This window comes from Delftia sp. CH05, from assembly GCF_009827015.1.
Taxonomy (GTDB): domain Bacteria; phylum Pseudomonadota; class Gammaproteobacteria; order Burkholderiales; family Burkholderiaceae_C; genus Comamonas; species Comamonas tsuruhatensis.
The window spans coordinates 1-15,719 of the sequence record NZ_WUMG01000042.1 but is presented as its reverse complement, the minus strand read 5'-3'; the positions used below and the strand labels follow the sequence as shown (position 1 = coordinate 15,719).

At 67.6% G+C, this 15,719-nt stretch carries 19 protein-coding genes; 9 read left to right on the top strand and 10 right to left on the bottom strand.

What is annotated here, in order from left to right:
* Positions 1 to 24 precede the first annotated feature (24 nt).
* Positions 25 to 1,770, bottom strand: a complete 1,746-nt coding sequence (locus tag GRX31_RS24010; RefSeq protein ID WP_016447160.1) for a SulP family inorganic anion transporter — start codon at positions 1,768 to 1,770, stop codon at positions 25 to 27.
* A 150-nt stretch (positions 1,771 to 1,920) separates the two neighbouring features.
* On the opposite strand from GRX31_RS24010, the gene GRX31_RS24005 reads away from it, so the two are divergent.
* The 5 genes from GRX31_RS24005 to GRX31_RS23985 all read left to right on the top strand — a co-directional run bounded on the left by GRX31_RS24005 (position 1,921) and on the right by GRX31_RS23985 (position 6,747).
* Positions 1,921 to 2,391, top strand: coding sequence for a BON domain-containing protein (locus tag GRX31_RS24005; protein ID WP_016447159.1), 471 nt, complete (start codon positions 1,921 to 1,923; stop codon positions 2,389 to 2,391).
* 100 nt (positions 2,392 to 2,491) lie between these two features.
* The gene (locus GRX31_RS24000; protein WP_046239850.1) at positions 2,492 to 3,721 is read left to right on the top strand and encodes a PLP-dependent transferase; all 1,230 of its coding nucleotides are present in this window, start codon (positions 2,492 to 2,494) and stop codon (positions 3,719 to 3,721) included.
* 98 nt (positions 3,722 to 3,819) lie between these two features.
* On the top strand, positions 3,820 to 5,571 hold the full coding sequence (locus tag GRX31_RS23995) for an alkaline phosphatase D family protein (RefSeq protein WP_160855226.1): 1,752 nt from the start codon (positions 3,820 to 3,822) through the stop codon (positions 5,569 to 5,571).
* 116 nt (positions 5,572 to 5,687) lie between these two features.
* Positions 5,688 to 6,497 carry a DUF2189 domain-containing protein gene (locus GRX31_RS23990; protein ID WP_016447156.1) on the top strand — a complete coding sequence of 270 codons (810 nt, stop codon included), beginning with the start codon at positions 5,688 to 5,690 and terminating at the stop codon, positions 6,495 to 6,497.
* Positions 6,498 to 6,561: 64 nt separating this feature from the next.
* The gene (locus tag GRX31_RS23985) at positions 6,562 to 6,747 is read left to right on the top strand and encodes a hypothetical protein (protein ID WP_016447155.1); all 186 of its coding nucleotides are present in this window, start codon (positions 6,562 to 6,564) and stop codon (positions 6,745 to 6,747) included.
* Between the two features lie 19 nt (positions 6,748 to 6,766).
* Here GRX31_RS23985 and GRX31_RS23980 read toward each other — a convergent pair whose 3' ends face one another.
* Positions 6,767 to 7,432, bottom strand: a complete 666-nt coding sequence (locus GRX31_RS23980; RefSeq protein WP_016447154.1) for an arylesterase — start codon at positions 7,430 to 7,432, stop codon at positions 6,767 to 6,769.
* A 16-nt stretch (positions 7,433 to 7,448) separates the two neighbouring features.
* Between GRX31_RS23980 and GRX31_RS23975 the strand changes: the two genes are divergently transcribed.
* On the top strand, positions 7,449 to 8,159 hold the full coding sequence (locus GRX31_RS23975; RefSeq protein ID WP_160855225.1) for an ABC transporter ATP-binding protein: 711 nt from the start codon (positions 7,449 to 7,451) through the stop codon (positions 8,157 to 8,159).
* Between the two features lie 40 nt (positions 8,160 to 8,199).
* Here the strand turns inward: GRX31_RS23975 and sstT are convergent, their stop codons facing one another.
* Positions 8,200 to 9,423 (bottom strand): serine/threonine transporter SstT, encoded by a 1,224-nt coding sequence (gene sstT / locus GRX31_RS23970; RefSeq protein WP_160855223.1) that lies wholly within the window; start codon positions 9,421 to 9,423, stop codon positions 8,200 to 8,202.
* A 215-nt stretch (positions 9,424 to 9,638) separates the two neighbouring features.
* Here sstT and rlmB point away from each other — a divergent pair, with 215 nt between their 5' ends.
* Positions 9,639 to 10,430 (top strand): 23S rRNA (guanosine(2251)-2'-O)-methyltransferase RlmB, encoded by a 792-nt coding sequence (gene rlmB / locus GRX31_RS23965; RefSeq protein ID WP_160855221.1) that lies wholly within the window; start codon positions 9,639 to 9,641, stop codon positions 10,428 to 10,430.
* Here rlmB and GRX31_RS23960 read toward each other — a convergent pair.
* From GRX31_RS23960 to GRX31_RS23940, 5 genes are all read right to left on the bottom strand, one after another.
* A complete protein-coding gene (locus tag GRX31_RS23960; protein WP_047217000.1) occupies positions 10,427 to 10,804 on the bottom strand; it encodes a DUF1428 domain-containing protein in 378 nt (125 codons plus the stop codon). The two genes, rlmB and GRX31_RS23960, sit on opposite strands and share 4 nt — an antisense overlap.
* A 25-nt stretch (positions 10,805 to 10,829) precedes the next feature.
* Positions 10,830 to 11,306 carry an SRPBCC family protein gene (locus GRX31_RS23955; protein ID WP_017403914.1) on the bottom strand — a complete coding sequence of 159 codons (477 nt, stop codon included), beginning with the start codon at positions 11,304 to 11,306 and terminating at the stop codon, positions 10,830 to 10,832.
* An 8-nt stretch (positions 11,307 to 11,314) separates the two neighbouring features.
* Entirely contained in the window at positions 11,315 to 11,698 is a 384-nt protein-coding gene (locus GRX31_RS23950; protein ID WP_046988004.1) for a VOC family protein, read from the bottom strand.
* Positions 11,699 to 11,745: 47 nt separating this feature from the next.
* Positions 11,746 to 12,168: a VOC family protein gene (locus tag GRX31_RS23945; protein ID WP_034365141.1), complete on the bottom strand. Its 423-nt coding sequence runs from the start codon at positions 12,166 to 12,168 to the stop codon at positions 11,746 to 11,748.
* An 81-nt stretch (positions 12,169 to 12,249) separates the two neighbouring features.
* A complete protein-coding gene (locus tag GRX31_RS23940; RefSeq protein ID WP_016447147.1) occupies positions 12,250 to 12,753 on the bottom strand; it encodes a VOC family protein in 504 nt (167 codons plus the stop codon).
* A gap of 222 nt (positions 12,754 to 12,975) precedes the next feature.
* On the opposite strand from GRX31_RS23940, the gene GRX31_RS23935 reads away from it, so the two are divergent.
* Both GRX31_RS23935 and GRX31_RS23930 read left to right on the top strand, forming a co-directional pair.
* Entirely contained in the window at positions 12,976 to 13,614 is a 639-nt protein-coding gene (locus GRX31_RS23935; RefSeq protein ID WP_016447146.1) for a TetR/AcrR family transcriptional regulator, read from the top strand.
* 59 nt (positions 13,615 to 13,673) lie between these two features.
* Positions 13,674 to 14,453, top strand: coding sequence for an SIR2 family NAD-dependent protein deacylase (locus tag GRX31_RS23930; RefSeq protein WP_442874094.1), 780 nt, complete (start codon positions 13,674 to 13,676; stop codon positions 14,451 to 14,453).
* Positions 14,454 to 14,564: 111 nt separating this feature from the next.
* On the opposite strand, the gene GRX31_RS23925 is transcribed toward GRX31_RS23930, so the two are convergent.
* Together GRX31_RS23925 and GRX31_RS23920 are read right to left on the bottom strand one after the other, a co-directional pair.
* Positions 14,565 to 15,173 (bottom strand): chromate transporter, encoded by a 609-nt coding sequence (locus tag GRX31_RS23925; RefSeq protein ID WP_016447144.1) that lies wholly within the window; start codon positions 15,171 to 15,173, stop codon positions 14,565 to 14,567.
* The coding region (locus GRX31_RS23920; protein ID WP_160855219.1) for a chromate transporter at positions 15,170 to 15,719 on the bottom strand (550 nt) is incomplete at its 5' end. The genes GRX31_RS23925 and GRX31_RS23920, both read right to left, overlap by 4 nt.

The following is a 15,719-nucleotide window of genomic DNA, read 5'->3' as shown; positions in this document are numbered from 1 at the left end:
TGAATCAAAAGCCGGTGAAGTGTATCAGTGTGTAGGCTCAATTGTCGCCGCGCCGGCGTCGACTTTTGCACCATCGCTGGTAACAGATGTTGATCCCGGCCGAGATATGAAGGGCGGCAGGGCCAGCGCGGCGAGGAATTCCGCATCGGTGCGGTACAGCCGCAGGTGCGGCCCGCGGTGCAGGGCGCCGGCGCGCAGCAGCACCTGCTCGGCCGGCAACTTCAGGCCCACCACGTGCAGCACGCCGCTGCGCTTGGCCACCAGCAGTTGCAGGCGCACGAAGGTCTCCACGCCCGTCACGTCGATGCGGTTGATGGGCTGGGCCAGCAGGCACAGGTGGTGCGTCTCGGGGCGCAGCGCCCATTCGTCGCCGATGCGTCGCTCCAGGGCCGAGGCCGAGCCGAAGTCCAGCTCGGCATCCATGCGCAGGGCCAGCAGGCCTGGCGCCAGCGGAGGCAACTGCCAGAGGTTGCGGTCGCGCAGGCTGCCATCAGGATGCTGGCCCACCTCGATGATGCGCGGGTGCAGGCGCTGGTAGAGGAAGTAGCCCAGGCTCAGCACGATGCCCGCGAACACGCCCCAGTACATGCGCGGCGCCGTGACGATGGTCAGCAGCAGCGTGGCCAGGGCAATGCTGCCCTCCACGCGCGACACCTTGAACAGCTGCAGCAGCACACGCGGCTTGACGAGGTTGACCACGGCCGTGATCACGATGGCCGCCAGCGCCGCCTTGGGCACGTGGTACAGCGCCGGGATGAACCACATCACCACGATGACCACCAGCAGGATGGAGAACACGTTGGACCATCCCGTCTTGGCGCCGGCCAGCAGGTTCACGGCCGAGCGCGAGAACGAGGCGCTGGTGGCAAAGCTGCCGAACAGGCCCGCACTGATCTTGGACAGGCCCTGGGCGACCAGGTCCTGGTTCTCGTTCCAGCGCGTGCCGGCCTGCTGGTGCTCCACCTGGGCGCTGGAGGCCGTCTCCAGAAAGCTCACCAGCGAGATCACCAGCACCGGCATCACCAGGGCGCCGAACTCGTCCCAGCTCAGCAGCCCCGGCAGCTGGAAGCTGGGCAGGCCCGCGGGCAGATGGCCGACCACGGCGCCGCCGTCGTCGGCAAAGTCCGTGGCCCAACTGATCACGCCGGTCAGCGCAATGATGAAGATGGCCGAGGGAAAGGCCGCACGCCAGCGCTTGGCGAGCACGAGCAAGGCAATGCTGGCCATGCCGTAGACGATGGACTGCCAGTCGAAAAGCTGCAGCGACGGCGTGTTCCAGACGGCACCCCAGGTCGAGCGCAGGCCCAGCAGCGTGGGCAGCTGCGAGGCCAGGATCAGCAGCGCCGCAGCCTGCGTGAAGCCGGTGAGCACGGGCGAGGTCACCAGGTTGAGCAGCCAGCCGGCGCGCATCAGCCCCAGCGACCACTGCACCAGGCCCGACAGAATCGCCATCCATGCGGCCAGCGCCACCCAGTGCGCGGAGCCTGGCTCGGCCAGGCCCGTGAGCGAGGCGCCGATCAGCAGCGCGCTCAGGGCCGTGGGTCCCACGCCCAGACGGGGCGAGCCGCTGAACAGCACGGCCACCAGGGCCGGAACGATGGATGCGTAAATGCCCGTGATCAGCGGCATGCCCGCAAGGGCAGCATAGGCCACGCCCTGGGGCAGAAGCATCAGACCAACGGTGAGACCTGCCCAGAACTCCCCGCGCAGCACGGCTGCCGAAGGTTTGGGCCATGCCAGGAAGGGAAACCAGCGCGCCAGGGAATGCATGGCCGCTATTGTCATGCTAACTGGATGGTGCCGGGATGTTCGGGCTTGTCCTACAGGCGCTTGCGTCGGCGTCGTATGGGTTTGTCCCAGGGCCCTCAATAAAGTCGAGGCCTGTGTTGACCGCCTCACAACTATTCAAGGAGTAACCGCATGACTTTCATCACCCAACGCTGCTGCCAGATCCTCGCCGTGTCTGCCCTGGCCTTCGGCCTTGCCGCCTGCGGCAAGACCGAAGACACCGCGGGCCAGAAGCTCGACTCTGCGGTTCAGCAGTCCCAGCAGGCCGCGCAAAGCGCCGGCCAGAAGATCGACAACGCCATGAGCAGCGCCGGCACCAAGATCGAGGAAGGTGCTGCCAAGGCCGAAGCGGCCACCAACAACGCCATGAGCCAGGCAGGCGCCGCACTCGACGACGCCGGCATCACCGCCCAGATCAAGGCCGACCTGATCAAGGAGCCCGATATCTCCGCCCTCAAGATCGACGTGGACACCAAGGCAGGCGCCGTGACGCTGACCGGCTCGGTCCCCAGCGAAGCACTCAAGATGCGCGCAGGCGACATTGCCAAGTCCGTCAAGGGCGTGAACAACGTCAGCAACATGCTGGAGATCAAGGCCAGCTGATCGCAGCCACCGGCTCCGTTGCCCTTGTGAAAACCAGGCGGATTCCCCGCCTGGTTTTTTTATGCCTGAACGCTGCAGCCCAGCGCATAAGATGCGCTGCATGAGCACACCCGACCTGCAGATCAGCACCCATCTCATCCACCATCCCTACCAGCCGCCCGAGGGCTTTGTTGCGCCGCAGCCGCCCGTGCACAAGGCCTCGACGGTGATCTTCGAGAACGTGGCGGCCATGCGCCGGCGCCAGTGGCTGGACAAGAGCAGCTATACCTACGGCCTGCACGGCACGCCCACCACCTTCTTGCTGGAAGAGCGCCTGAGCGCGCTGGAAGGCGGCCTGCAGTGCCTGCTGGTACCCAGCGGCCTGGCTGCGATTGCGACCACCTCCCTGGCCCTGCTGCGCACCGGCGACGAGATGCTGCTGCCCGACAACGCCTACGGTCCCAACAAGACCCTGAGCGAGGGCGAGCTGGCCCATTTCGGCGTGCGCCACCAGTGCTATGACGCCATGGATGTTGCCGACCTCGAAGCCAAAATCACGCCCAAGACGCGGCTGGTCTGGCTGGAGGCGCCGGGCTCGGTGACCATGGAGTTCCCCGACCTCATCGCCATGGTGCGCCTGTGCCGCGAGCGGGGCATCACCACCGTGCTGGACAACACCTGGGGCGCGGGCCTGGCCTTCAATCCCTTCGATCTGCTGGCCGATGGAACGCACAGCCTGGGCGTGGATGCCACCGTGCATGCGCTGACCAAGTACCCCAGCGGCGGTGGCGACGTGCTCATGGGCAGCATCATCACGCGCGACCAGGCGCTGCACATGCGCATCAAGCTGGCGCACATGCGCCTGGGCCTGGGCGTGGGCGGCAACGACACCGAGGCCGTGCTGCGCTCCCTGCCCAGCATCGCGCTGCGCTACCACGCCCAGGACCGCGCCGCGCGCGAGCTGGCGCGCTGGCTGCAGCAGCAGCCGGCCGTGGCCCAGGTGCTGCACCCGGCGCTGGAAGGCGCTCCGGGCCACGAGAACTGGAAGGCGCTGTGTGGCGCAGCCGCAGGCGGCGAGGGCGTGGCCGCCGGCCTGTTCAGCGTGGTCATCGATCCGCGCCACGGCCAGCAGGCCGTGGACCGCTTCTGCGACAGCCTGCGCCTGTTCAAGATCGGCTACAGCTGGGGCGGTCCCATCAGCCTGGTCGTGCCCTATGAGCTGTCGTCCATGCGCAGCTGCCCCACGCCCCAGCTGCGCAGCGGCACCGTGGTGCGCTTTGCCATCGGCCTGGAAGCGGTGCAGGACCTGCGTGCCGACCTGGAGCAGGCCCTGGCCGCCGCGTTTGCATAGTTGAGCGCCAGGCGCAGGTGACATCTGCCTGTCACCTGCGCCGCCGATGCTCGCTGGCTTCATACCACCCCACGGAGGCCTTCGGGCCCCGGTCCAGCATGAAGCACAAAGAGAGCATCACCAACATCCTGCAGCAGGCGAAAGCCGGCTCCCGAGAATCCGGCCTCGTGGCCAGCCGCCGCCATTTCGTGCGCGGCATGGGCGCCTCGGCCCTGGCGCTGCCACTGGCCGGCTGCGGCGGGTCGGATGGCGACAGCCGCATTCCCGTCGAGTTCCGCCACGGCGTGGCCAGCGGCGACCCGTTGAGTGACCGCGTCATCCTCTGGACCCGCGTGACGCCGCCGCAGGGCCATTCCAGCGACATCGAGGTGGAGTGGGAAGTGGCATCGGAAGCCGACTTCAAGACCCTCGTGACTTCGGGCAAGGCCATGGCGCGCGCCACCCAGGATTTCACCTTCAAGGCCGATGCCACGGGCCTCAGGCCCGCCACGCGCTACCACTACCGCTTTCGCTGCCAGGGCATGACCAGCGCCACGGGCCGCACGCGAACCCTGCCCGTGGGCGCCGTGCAGCAGGTCAAGCTGGCCGTGTTTTCCTGCGCCAACTACCCGGCCGGCTTCTTCAATGTCTACGCGCATGCGGCACGCCAGGGCGACCTGGACGCCACCGTGCATCTCGGCGACTACATCTACGAATATGCGCGCGGCGGCTATGCCAACGGCAAGGCCGAAGCCATGCAGCGCCAGAGCCTGCCGGCCAACGAAATCGTCAGCCTGGCCGACTACCGCCAGCGCCATGCCCAGTACAAGAGCGATGCCGACCTGCAGGCCCTGCATGCGGCAGCGCCCATGATTGCGGTCTGGGACGACCACGAAGTCTCCAATGACACTTGGATGCACGGCGCCGAGAACCACCAGCCGGCCACCGAAGGCGACTTCGAGCTGCGCAAGGTGGCCGCGCTCAAGGCCTATCACGAGTGGATGCCCACGCGCAACGCACAGCCCGAGATCATCTACCGCAGCTTCGCCTTCGGCGACCTGCTGGCGCTGCACATGCTGGACACGCGCGTCATCGGCCGCGACGAACAGCTGGACTACGCCGACTATTTCACGGCACAGGGGCTGGACGCGGCGCGCTTTTCCTCCGACATGGCCAATCCCGCACGCCAGCTCATGGGCGCCACGCAGACCCAGTGGCTTGGCCAGCAGATGGCGGCCTCGCAGGCCACCTGGCAGGTGCTGGGCCAGCAGGTGCTGATGGGGCGCATGGAGCTGCCGGCGCCCTTGCTGATGGACATCCTCAGCCCCGGCAGCGGTGTCTCGCTGCCGGCCTACGCGGCGCTGCTGGCCAAGGCCCAGGCCAACCCGGCCAGCCTGACGGCGGCGGAAAAGGCCATCCTGGCCCAGCCCAGCATTCCCTACAACCTCGATGCCTGGGACGGCTACGCCGTGGCTCGCGAGACCGTGCTGGCCACGGCGCGCAGCCTGGGCAAGAACCTGGTCGTGCTGGCCGGTGACACCCACAACGCCTGGGCCAGCGAGCTGCGCGACCGCAGCGGGCAGGGCGTGGGCGTGGAGTTCGCCACCTCGTCCGTCAGCTCGCCCGGCTTCGAGGACTACCTGCCCGGCCAGGATCCGGCCCAGTTGCGTGGCGCGCTGCTGCAGTTCATCAACACGCTCAAGTACTGCGATACCTCCCGCCGCGGCTACATGATCGTCACGGCAACCCCCCAGGCCTGCCAGGCCGAATGGATCTATGTGGATACGGTGTTCAGCCGCCAGTACCAGACCGTGCGGGACGCGGCCTGGAAGGTGCTGCCCGGCCAGCCGGGCAAGCTGGTGCAGGCCTGAGGGCGGACCGGGGTGCGGGCCTGCGCGGTCTGGGCGGGGGCCCTCGGTAGTTTCCGCCATGGCAGCGCGGCCATGGCTGCGCTAACTTGGGGCTCGCTGATCCAGGAGGTCCAGGCATGCAGGCATCCCCCGCTCCCGAGAAAGCTTCCGACCACCCGGCTGGCGCGCTGCAGGTGCAACCGCTGCGCATGGCCGATCCCTGGCGCTGGCTGGCGCTGGGCTGGCGCGATCTGCGGCGGGCGCCGGGCGTTGCGCTGTTCTATGGCCTGTGCTTCTGGGCCATGGCCCTGCTCATCGGCTGGGTGTTCCGTGCCAGCCCTGAATACAGCATGGCCATGGCCAGCGGCTGTCTGCTCATCGGCCCCTTCCTGGCCATGGGCCTGTACGACACCAGCCGCAGGCTGGAGCGGGGATTGCCGCCGGAGCTTGGCAGCTCGCTGACCTGCTGGGACACGCAAATGGGCAGCATGGGCATGCTGGTCATGGTGCTGCTGGTGCTGGAAATGCTCTGGGCGCGCGCCTCCATGGTGGTGTTTGCCGTGTTCTTCGATACCGGCATGCCCACCACGGCCGGCATGCTGCAGGCCGTGGCACGGCCGGAGAATTGGGAGTTCCTGGCGATCTACATGCTGGTCGGCGGCGCCTTCGCGGCCCTGGTGTTCGCCAGCATGGTGGTGGCGCTGCCGGCCATGCTGGACCGGGGCAGCGATGCGCTGACGGCCTGCATCACCAGCATGCGCGTGGTCGGCCTCAACCTGGCCGTCATGCTGCAATGGGCCGCGATCATCACCGTGCTGGTGGCTGCTGCGCTGTGGTGGCACGGCGTGGGCCTGCTGCTGGTGGGGCCTTTGCTGGGCTGCGCCAGTTGGCATGCTTACCGCTGCAGCGTGGGTGAATCTGCCGACCCTGCGTCCCCCCTATCCTGAGGTTTTACGGCCGGGCCCCGTCTTGCGGCTACAGTGGGGCTTGCAACAACAGAGGAGTCCACCTGTGGCGACACCCAACTACGCCTATGAAAAACGCCAGCGCGAACTGGCCAAGAAGCAGAAGAAGCTTGAAAAGGAGAAGGCCAAGGCCGAAAGAAAACCCGACGACCATGAGGGCGGCGGTATGGCGGGTGAAGACCAGGCATCCCCCGCAGCGGCGCATTCCGGCGAGGAAGGCCGCAGCAGCTGACAGCCTGGCTGCCCTGTGCTCAGGGCAGCAGTTTGCTGAGCTGTGGCCAGACGTTGTCCAGCATGCGCGGCTGGGCCTTGGCCGTGGGGTGGATGCGGTCAGCCTGGAACCACTGGGCCGAGTCGGCCGCATCGCCTATACCGGCCAGCAGGAAGGGCACGAGCGGTACCTTCTGCTCTTGCGCCACCTTGGAGAACAACTGCTCGAACTGGCGCGTATAGCCGCTGCCGTAGTTGGGAGGCACCTGCATGCCCACCAGCAGCACCTTGGCCCCGGCATCACGGGCCGCGCGTACCATGGCGTCGAGATTGCCCTGCGTGCTTTGCAGCGGCAGGCCGCGCAGCGCATCGTTGCCTCCCAATTCGATCACCACCACCGACGGCTTGTGCTGCTTGAGCAGGGCCGGCAGGCGCGAGCGGCCGCCCGAGGTGGTCTCGCCGCTCACGCTGGCGTTGACCAGCGGCACATTTTTCTGGCTCTCCTGCAGGCGCTTTTGCAGCAGCGCCACCCAGCCCGTTCCGCGGGCCAGACCGTACTCGGCACTCAGCGAATCGCCCAGCACCAGCAACGGGCCGGCGTCTGCAGCCCGGGCGGGCATGGCCGTCCAAGTACCCAGCAGACCGAAGGCCAAGCCGGCCGAGATAAAGTGGCGGCGTCGGCGCATTGCGCGCAGCTTGTCTTGCATCGTCTTCCCATCCTCCATGTCACAAAGCACTGCCCAGCCCCTGATCGAAGTCGAGCATGTCTTCAAGTCGGTCAGCGATTCGACCGGAACACTGGATATTCTGAGGGATATCGATCTGCGCTTCGCGGTAAGGGAAACCGTGGCCATCGTCGGTGCCTCGGGCTCGGGCAAGAGCACGCTGCTGTCCATACTCGCAGGCCTGGATACGCCCACGCGCGGCACGGTGCGGCTGCAGGGCCAGGACATGTTTGCGCTGGACGAGGATGCGCGCGCTGCCGTGCGTGCGCAGAAGCTGGGCTTTGTCTTCCAGAGCTTCCAGCTGCTGGGCAATCTGACGGCGCTGGAGAACGTGATGCTGCCGCTGGAGCTGGCCGGCAGCCGCGACGCCCGCCGCCGCGCCACCGAAATGCTGGAGCGCGTGGGGCTGGGCCAGCGCCTGGGCCACTATCCCAAGCTGCTGTCGGGCGGTGAGCAGCAGCGTGTGGCGCTGGCCCGCGCCTTCGTGGTCGAGCCCGCCGTGCTGCTGGCCGACGAGCCCACGGGCAGCCTGGACTTTGCGACCGGCGAAACCATCATGGAGCTGATGTTCGCGCTCAACCGTGAGCGCGGCACCACGTTGGTCATGGTCACGCATGACCGAGCCATCGCCGCGCGCTGCGAGCGGCGCGTGACCATCGAGGCCGGCCGCGTCGCCAGCATCGAAGAGGGGCAGGCGCTGGCGGCCTGATCGGCCGCCGGGTCAAGCGGCTGCAACCAGTGGCAGGACCTCAGGCGGCGACAGCTTCGCGCCGCCCTGCCGCCTCGCAGGCCGCGGCCGTGAAGATCACGTCCGTGGAGGAGTTGAGTGCGGTTTCGGCCGAGTCCTGGATCACGCCGATCACAAAGCCCACGCCCACCACCTGCATGGCCAGATCGTTGGAGATGCCGAACAGGCTGCAGGCCAGCGGAATCAGCAGCAGCGAGCCACCGGCCACGCCCGAGGCGCCGCAGGCGCACACCGCGGACACCACGCACAGCAAGATGGCGGTCAGCAGATCGACCTGGATGCCCAGGGTATGGGCCGCAGCCAGCGAGAGCACGCTGATGGTGACGGCGGCGCCGGCCATGTTGATGGTGGCGCCCAGCGGGATGGAGACGCTGTAGGTGTCCTCATCCAGGCCCAGGCGCTTGGCCAGCGCCAGGTTCACCGGGATGTTGGCGGCCGAGCTGCGCGTGAAGAAGGCCGTGACCGCGCTCTCGCGCAGGCAGGTCAGCACCAGGGGATAGGGATTGCGGCGCGTCTGCGTCCAGACGATGAACGGATTGACCACCAGGGCCACGAAGAGCATGCAGCCCAGCAGCACGGCCAGCAGGTGGGCATAGTCCAGCAGCTTTTCCAGGCCCGACTGGGCAAAGGTGCCCGCCACCAGGCCGAAGATGCCCAGCGGCGCCAGGCGGATCACGCCCTGGATCACGCGGGTGATGGCCTGGCCCAGGTCATGCATCACGGCGCGCGTGGTCTCAGAGGCGTGGCGCAGGGCCAGGCCCATGGTCACTGCCCAGGCAAGGATGCCGATGTAGTTGGCATTCATCAGCGCGCGTACCGGGTTGTCGAAGGCGCTTTGCACCAGGGCCATCAGCACTTCGCCAATGCGCCCAGGCGCGCCCTGGGCGGGGGCGGCGTCCTTGAACTGGATGGTGGACGGGAAGGCCATGCTGGCCACCACGGCCACCACGGCCGCGGCAAAGGTGCCCAGCACATACAACCACAGGATGGGCCGTATCTGCGTGGCGTGGCCGGGCCGGTGGTTGCTGGTGGCCGAGACCACCAGCAGCAGCACCAGGACAGGGGCAACGGCCTTGAGGGCGGAGATGAACAGCGTCCCCAGCAGGGATACGGACTGGGCGGCCTCGGGCCAGAGCCAGGCCAACAGGCCGCCGGCGACCAGACTGATGGCGATCTGGCCCACCAGGCTGGTGCGGGCAAGCCAGGCAAGAAAGGCTTTGAGCATGATGGTTGAGAAAGAAATGGAAAAACAGGGCGATGAAAAATGCAAAGCGGCATGCCCGTGGCTTCGGTGCATGCCGCAATGAGAGGGGCCCGCTGGAAAGCGGCCAACCCGCGCAGTGTAGCGGCTACGTAAAAACCACAGGAGCCGTTGCGTGCAGACGGGCTTCGTCCGGCGGGTGCCGGGGCTGCGCCCAATTGGCGGGATAATCGCGCCCCATGTCGTCCCCCAAAGTTCTCTTCGGCTTCCACGCCGTCGGCGTGCGCATGAAGACCGCGCCCCAATCCATCATCGAGGTCTACTACGAGGCCACGCGCCGTGATGCGCGCATGCGCCAGTTCCTCGACCGCGCCAAGTCGGCCGGCGTCCGGCTGATCGAGGCAGACGGCGAACGCCTGGCCAAGCTCGCCGGAAGCCACGGCCACCAGGGCGTGGCCGCGCGCGTGGAGGCGGTGGCCCAGGTGCATTCGCTGGATGAACTGCTGGAGCAGCTGGAGGCCGATGGCGTCAGCAACCCGCTGCTGCTGGTGCTGGACGGCGTGACCGATCCGCACAACCTCGGCGCCTGCCTGCGCGTGGCCGATGGCGCAGGCGCCCATGCGGTGATTGCGCCCAAGGACCATGCGGTGGGCGTGAACGCCACCGTGGCCAAGGTGGCCAGCGGCGCGGCCGAGACCGTGCCCTATTTCATGGTCACCAACCTGGCGCGCACGCTCAACGAGCTCAAGGAGCGCGACATCTGGATCATCGGCACCAGCGACGATGCGCCCAAGACCCTGTACGAGGTGGACCTCAAGGGCCCCACGGCCCTGGTGCTGGGCGCAGAAGGCGACGGCATGCGCCAGCTCACGCGCAAGACCTGCGACGAGCTGATCGGCATTCCCATGATGGGCGCCGTCTCCAGCCTCAATGTGTCCGTGGCCAGCGGCGTGTGCCTGTACGAGGCGCTGCGCCAGCGCGGCCTGGGCATCACGCCTGCCGTATCCGCCGCCCCGGCCGACCAGATCTAGGCTGGCGCGCCGCCGGCGCCCAGCTCCACCACGCTCTCGAAGCCGCCCCAGAACATGCGCTTGGCGTCGAAGGGCATGGTGGCCGGGTCCATGGAGGCAATGCGCGGGTCCTTCATGACGGCGGCATTGATGCGGTCGCGCTCCGCGCGCGAGGCATAGACGATCCATGAAAAGAACACGATCTCGCCTTCCTTGAGCTGCACGGCCTGGGGAAACGAGGTCAGCTTGCCCATGGGCACGTCGTCGCCCGCGCATTCCCAGTACTGCAGCGCGCCGTATTCCATCCAGACCTTGCCTGCGGCCTCGGCCACCTCGCGGTAGGCCTGCAGGTTGGCCCGGGGAACGGGCAGTACGAATCCGTCGATGTAGTGCATGGTGCTCTCCTGGTGAAAACCGGCGTCAGAGCCGGGCTGCGAGTTCCGCCAACTGGTCTGCGCACTGGCCCCAGCCGCTGTGAAAGCCCATGGCCTCGTGCTGGGCGCGGTCGGCGGCATTCCAATGGCGCACCCGGGCGGTATAGCGGGTCTGGCTGCCTTCGGGGTCGAAGGTGACGATGCCCGTCATGAAGGGCTTGTCGGCTGGCACCCAGCCTTGGGTGAAGGCGTCGGTGAAGACCAGGCGCCGGTTGGGAATGACTTCCAGGTAGACACCGCTGCCGGGCATCTCCTGGCCTTCGGGGCTGCGCATGACGATGAGGCTGTGGCCGCCGGGCCGCACATCGTTGTCCACCCGGGCCACGCTCCAGGGGCTGGGTGCAAACCATTGCTGGATCAGCGCCGGCTCGGTCCAGCAGCGGTAGAGCCTGTCGGCGGGGATGTCGAACAGGCGCGTGAGCACCAGGTCGTTGGCGTGTTCGGGAAGGTCTTGTGCTGTCATGGTGCTCCTCATTGCATGGAGTGCAGGCCGATGCGGTTGCCCTCGGTGTCCACCACGACGGCGCAGTGGCCGTGGGGGCCGATGGAGAATTTGGCCTGCTCGATGCGCCCGCCTGCGGCCTCGACGCGGCCCTGTTCTATGGCGCAGTCCTCGCAGCCGAAATAGACCAGCGTGCCGCCGCCCCCGGAAGGTGCGCCGTCCATCCGCACCAGCATTCCGCTCGCGCCGGGGCCTGTCATGTCCATCGGAAAGGACAGCATCTCCTGGCTGTCGGAGCCATCGGGCGCGGGCAGGTGCTCCAGCTTGCCCTGGAAGACGGTTTCATAGAACCGGCGCGCACGCGCCATGTCCTGCACATGGATCTCGAACCAGACGACGGGATTGGCGTTCATGAGGACTCCTTCGTGGGTGACAGAGGCAATGTGTCGGCCGGCCTTGTTCAGGCCTCGCCCTTGACGTTGACCATCCAGGGTGTGTTGAAGCGGTCCGTCACCATGCCAAAGCCCGGCGACCAGAACGTGGCCTGGAAGGGCATGGTCACCTTGCCGCCTTCGGCCAGCGCGTTGAAGATGCGGCCACCCTCGGTGGCGTCGTCCACGCCGATCGAGATCCACATGCCCTGGGCCTGCTGGTAGCCGCCGCCACCGCAGTTGTCGGTGGCGTCCGAGGCCATCAGCGCCTGGTCCTTGATCTGCAGGTGGGCATGCATGATCAGGCGCTTGTCGGCCTCGGGCATCTGCTCCATGCCCGGCGTCTCGCCAAAGGTGCTCTGGTGCACGATGGTGCCGCCGAACAGCCTGGCGTAGAAGGCGAAGGCCTCGGCGCAGTTGCCGTTGAAGTTCAGATAGGGGATGAATTGCATGGAACGCTCCTGGGAGGGACGGTGGCGAGGGGAGTGGAGGAACGGGAGGACGGGACGACGGGAGGAGGGGACCAGGAGGCTTCAGCCGCCGTCATGCGCGCGCTCAAGAGCGGCGATGTCCAGCTTTTGCATGCCCAGCAGGGCCTGCATCACGCGCTGGGCGGCGGCCATGTCGGGGCCTCCCATCCAGCTCGCCATCTGGGACGGAACGATTTGCCACGACAGGCCATGGCGGTCCTTGAGCCAGCCGCATTGACGCGCCGCCGGGTCGCCGCCCTCGGACAGGGCGCCCCAGTAGTGGTCTATCTCGTCCTGTGTATCGCAACTGACCATCAGCGAGACGGCCTCGTTGAAGCGGAACATGGGGCCGCCGTTGAGCGCCAGAAAGGGCTGGCCTTCCAGCTCGAATTGCACCGTCATCACGCTGCCCGCCGGCCTGCCGTGGATGTCGTGGCCTGCTTCGCCGTAGCGCGCAATGGCCGTGATGCGGGAATCGGGAAAGACTTCCGTATAGAAGCGCGCCGCCTGCTCGCCCTGGTTGTCGAACCAGAGGCAGGGCTGTATGCGGCCGGTGTGCAAAGCCATGCTTGTCTCCTTGGTGACGGTGATAACCGTTTTATGCCGTTCGATGCCGGCTTTTTATCGATTTCTGCCCGGCGTGTGTACGCCGTTCACATATGCTAGGGACTAAAATGGACGCTGTCCACATCAAGCGCTGTCAGCTTCGGTGTCAAGCTGTAAATCGGCGGGGCAGGGCTGTCTTCCCTCTCGGGTGATGTGGCCACGCAGAAAAAAGGAAGCAAAACAGTGACGCAGCGACGTGTCAGGCGTGAGTCATATCACCATGGCGACCTGCGCCAGGCCCTGGTCGAGGCTGGCCTGGCGCTGGCGCGTGAAGGCGGTCCCCAGGCGATCGTGCTGCGCGAGGCCACGCGCCGCGCGGGCGTGGCGCCCAATGCAGCCTATCGTCACTTTGCCAACCGCCAGGCGCTGTTTGATGCCGTGCGCGCTGCGGCCCTGGGCGCACTGGCCGCAGCCATCGAGGCCGAAATGGCCCAGGCGCGCACCCTGCCCGATGTGCTGCAGCGCTCACGCGCGCTGCTGGCCGCCGTGGGGCGCGGCTATCTGGGCTTTGCCCAGACGGAGACCGGCTGGTTTCGCACGGCCTTTGCTTCGGTCGAGTACGACGTGGACCTGCCGCCCGACACCACGCGTGCAGCGGCCATGGGACTGAACCCGTTCGAGCTGCTGGGCTATGCGCTGGACAGCATGGCCGAGGCCGGCGTGCTGCCTGCCGAGCGCCGGCCCCAGGCCGAGTTCCTGGCCTGGTCCGCGGTGCACGGCATGGCCTTGCTGGTGATAGACGGGCCGCTGCGCCACGCCACCGCCGAGCAGCGGCGCGCGCTGGCGCTGCGCCTGCTGGAGATGGTGGAAAAAGGCATTTGATGCGTGGCGGGGCGACACTGCCTCACAATGGCCTGCCATTTTTTTCCATCGCCGCCCCGATGCCCGACGAACATTCCCTTTCCTCGCCTTCCCCCGCCGAGCCTGAACTGGCCGGCCAGGGCGAGCTGCGCGACCGCATCGCGCGTGCAGCCCATATCGCGGTGCTCACGGGCGCAGGCGTCAGCGCCGAATCCGGCGTACCCACCTTTCGCGACGACAAGAACAGCTACTGGGCACAGTTCAACCCGCAGGACATGGCCAGCGAGGCAGGCTTTCGCGCGCATCCGCAGCGCGTCTGGCAGTGGTATGCGCACCGGCGCGAAGCCGTGGCTGCGGTGCAGCCCAACGCCGGCCACCATGCGCTGGCGCAATGGGCCTTGCGCCACCCGGGCCGCATGACGCTGGTCACGCAGAACGTCGATGGCCTGCACCAGCGCGCAGGCAGCCCCGGCGTGCTGTGCCTGCATGGTGAGCTGATGCGGGACCGCTGGCTGGAAAGGCCGCGCGCATGCTGCGATCTGGCCCAGGTGAAGCCGGGCGAGCCGCCGCAGTGCGCCGTCTGCGGCAACCTGGTGCGCCCGGGCGTGGTCTGGTTCGGCGAGTCCCTGCCCATGGGCGTGTGGCAGGCCGCCGAGGCGGCGGTGCAGCACTGCGATGTGCTGCTGGTGGTGGGCACATCGGGCGCCGTGTACCCGGCTGCAGGGCTGGCGCGAATCGCACGCAGGGCGGGCGCACATGTGGCCGTGATCAATCCCGCACCGTCCGAGCTGGATGACGCGGCCCACCAACGCCTGCGCGGCCCGTCGGCACAGGTGCTGCCGCTGCTGCTGGGCGACTGAAGGCGGAGGGGCAGGCCGCCCGACGCGGCCCAGGGGGAGGGAAGGGGCTTGCGCCATGGCGGCTCCTTTTGACGCACAACCGGGGCAGTCCCCTCCCTCTCGCGCATCCGCTCAGATCCAGCCCAGCGCTCCCAGCGCCGCGCCGGCGCCCAGCAGCCACAGCAGGTGGATGCGCGTGCGCCAGACCAGCAGGGCGCAGACCAGGGTCAGCAGCCACAGGCGCCAATCCTGGGCGGGGCGACCGCTGCCCGTGCCCAGCAGCCAGCCCGTGGCCAGCAGCAGGCCGATGACCAGAGGGCCCATGCCCTGCTTGAAGGCCCGCACGCCGCGCCGGTTCCTGTTACGCTGGCCCCACCGCGATGCCTGCCAGGCCAGCAGCGAACTGGGCAAGAGGATGCCGATCATGCAGATGGTCACGCCCAGTGCTCCAAAGGCCCAGGCCAGCAGGCCCGTGCCTCCGCCTGCGTTCAGGCCCAGGTTCCATCCCAGCAGGGCGATGAACAGCACATTGGGCCCGGGCGCCGCCTGGGCAATGGCGATGGAGGAGCTGAATTGCGCCTCGCTGAGCCAGCCATGGCCATCGACCAGAAAACGGTGCATGTCGGGCGCCGTGGCAATGGCCCCGCCCACGGCCATCAGCGACAGCGTCAGGAAATACAGCAGCAACTGCAACCAGTCGGCGGGCTGCAGGCTCAGTGCAATCTGGTGGGCAGCATTCATGGCGTGAGCTTTCTCCAGGTCAGCACGCAGCCCGCGCCGCCGACCACCAGCAGCACCCAGGCCAGCGGAATGCGCATCACCGCCATGGCAATGAACGAGGCCAGCGCCAGGCCCGCGCTGCACCAGCGCCCCAGCGGGTGGCGGCTCAGCGTGCTGGCCAGCTTCAGGCCCATGCCCGCCACCAGGCCGGCTGCGACGGCGCCCATGCCGCGCAGCGCGCCGGCCACGGCGGGGTGGTCGGCCAACTGGGAATAGATCACGGTCAGCGTCAGCACCAGCAGCATGGGAAAGCACAGCATGCCGCACACGGCCACCACGGCACCGCGCCAGCCGAAGTAGCGCTCGCCAATGGTGATGGACAGGTTGACCACATTGGGGCCGGGCATGATCTGGGCCACGGCCCAGTCCTCCACAAACTCTTCATTGGTCAGCCAGCGCTTTTTCTCGACCAGCTCGCGCTGTACCACGGCCAGCACACCGCCAAAGCCCTGCAGGGCCAGCCAGGTGAAGGACCAGAACAGATCGCGCAGATTGGCGGGGGCGGGC

Excerpts from the sequence above, each read along its gene's own strand:
- GRX31_RS24010 (WP_016447160.1), bottom strand. The coding sequence starts at position 1,770 with ATGCATTCCCTGGCGCGCTGGTTTCCCTTCCTGGCATGGCCCAAACCT.
- GRX31_RS24005 (WP_016447159.1), top strand. The coding sequence starts at position 1,921 with ATGACTTTCATCACCCAACGCTGCTGCCAGATCCTCGCCGTGTCTGCC.
- GRX31_RS24000 (WP_046239850.1), top strand. The coding sequence starts at position 2,492 with ATGAGCACACCCGACCTGCAGATCAGCACCCATCTCATCCACCATCCC.
- GRX31_RS23995 (WP_160855226.1), top strand. The coding sequence starts at position 3,820 with ATGAAGCACAAAGAGAGCATCACCAACATCCTGCAGCAGGCGAAAGCC.
- GRX31_RS23990 (WP_016447156.1), top strand. The coding sequence starts at position 5,688 with ATGCAGGCATCCCCCGCTCCCGAGAAAGCTTCCGACCACCCGGCTGGC.
- GRX31_RS23980 (WP_016447154.1), bottom strand. The coding sequence starts at position 7,432 with ATGCAAGACAAGCTGCGCGCAATGCGCCGACGCCGCCACTTTATCTCG.
- GRX31_RS23975 (WP_160855225.1), top strand. The coding sequence starts at position 7,449 with ATGTCACAAAGCACTGCCCAGCCCCTGATCGAAGTCGAGCATGTCTTC.
- sstT (WP_160855223.1), bottom strand. The coding sequence starts at position 9,423 with ATGCTCAAAGCCTTTCTTGCCTGGCTTGCCCGCACCAGCCTGGTGGGC.
- rlmB (WP_160855221.1), top strand. The coding sequence starts at position 9,639 with ATGTCGTCCCCCAAAGTTCTCTTCGGCTTCCACGCCGTCGGCGTGCGC.
- GRX31_RS23960 (WP_047217000.1), bottom strand. The coding sequence starts at position 10,804 with ATGCACTACATCGACGGATTCGTACTGCCCGTTCCCCGGGCCAACCTG.
- GRX31_RS23955 (WP_017403914.1), bottom strand. The coding sequence starts at position 11,306 with ATGACAGCACAAGACCTTCCCGAACACGCCAACGACCTGGTGCTCACG.
- GRX31_RS23950 (WP_046988004.1), bottom strand. The coding sequence starts at position 11,698 with ATGAACGCCAATCCCGTCGTCTGGTTCGAGATCCATGTGCAGGACATG.
- GRX31_RS23945 (WP_034365141.1), bottom strand. The coding sequence starts at position 12,168 with ATGCAATTCATCCCCTATCTGAACTTCAACGGCAACTGCGCCGAGGCC.
- GRX31_RS23940 (WP_016447147.1), bottom strand. The coding sequence starts at position 12,753 with ATGGCTTTGCACACCGGCCGCATACAGCCCTGCCTCTGGTTCGACAAC.
- GRX31_RS23930 (WP_442874094.1), top strand. The coding sequence starts at position 13,674 with ATGCCCGACGAACATTCCCTTTCCTCGCCTTCCCCCGCCGAGCCTGAA.
- GRX31_RS23925 (WP_016447144.1), bottom strand. The coding sequence starts at position 15,173 with ATGAATGCTGCCCACCAGATTGCACTGAGCCTGCAGCCCGCCGACTGG.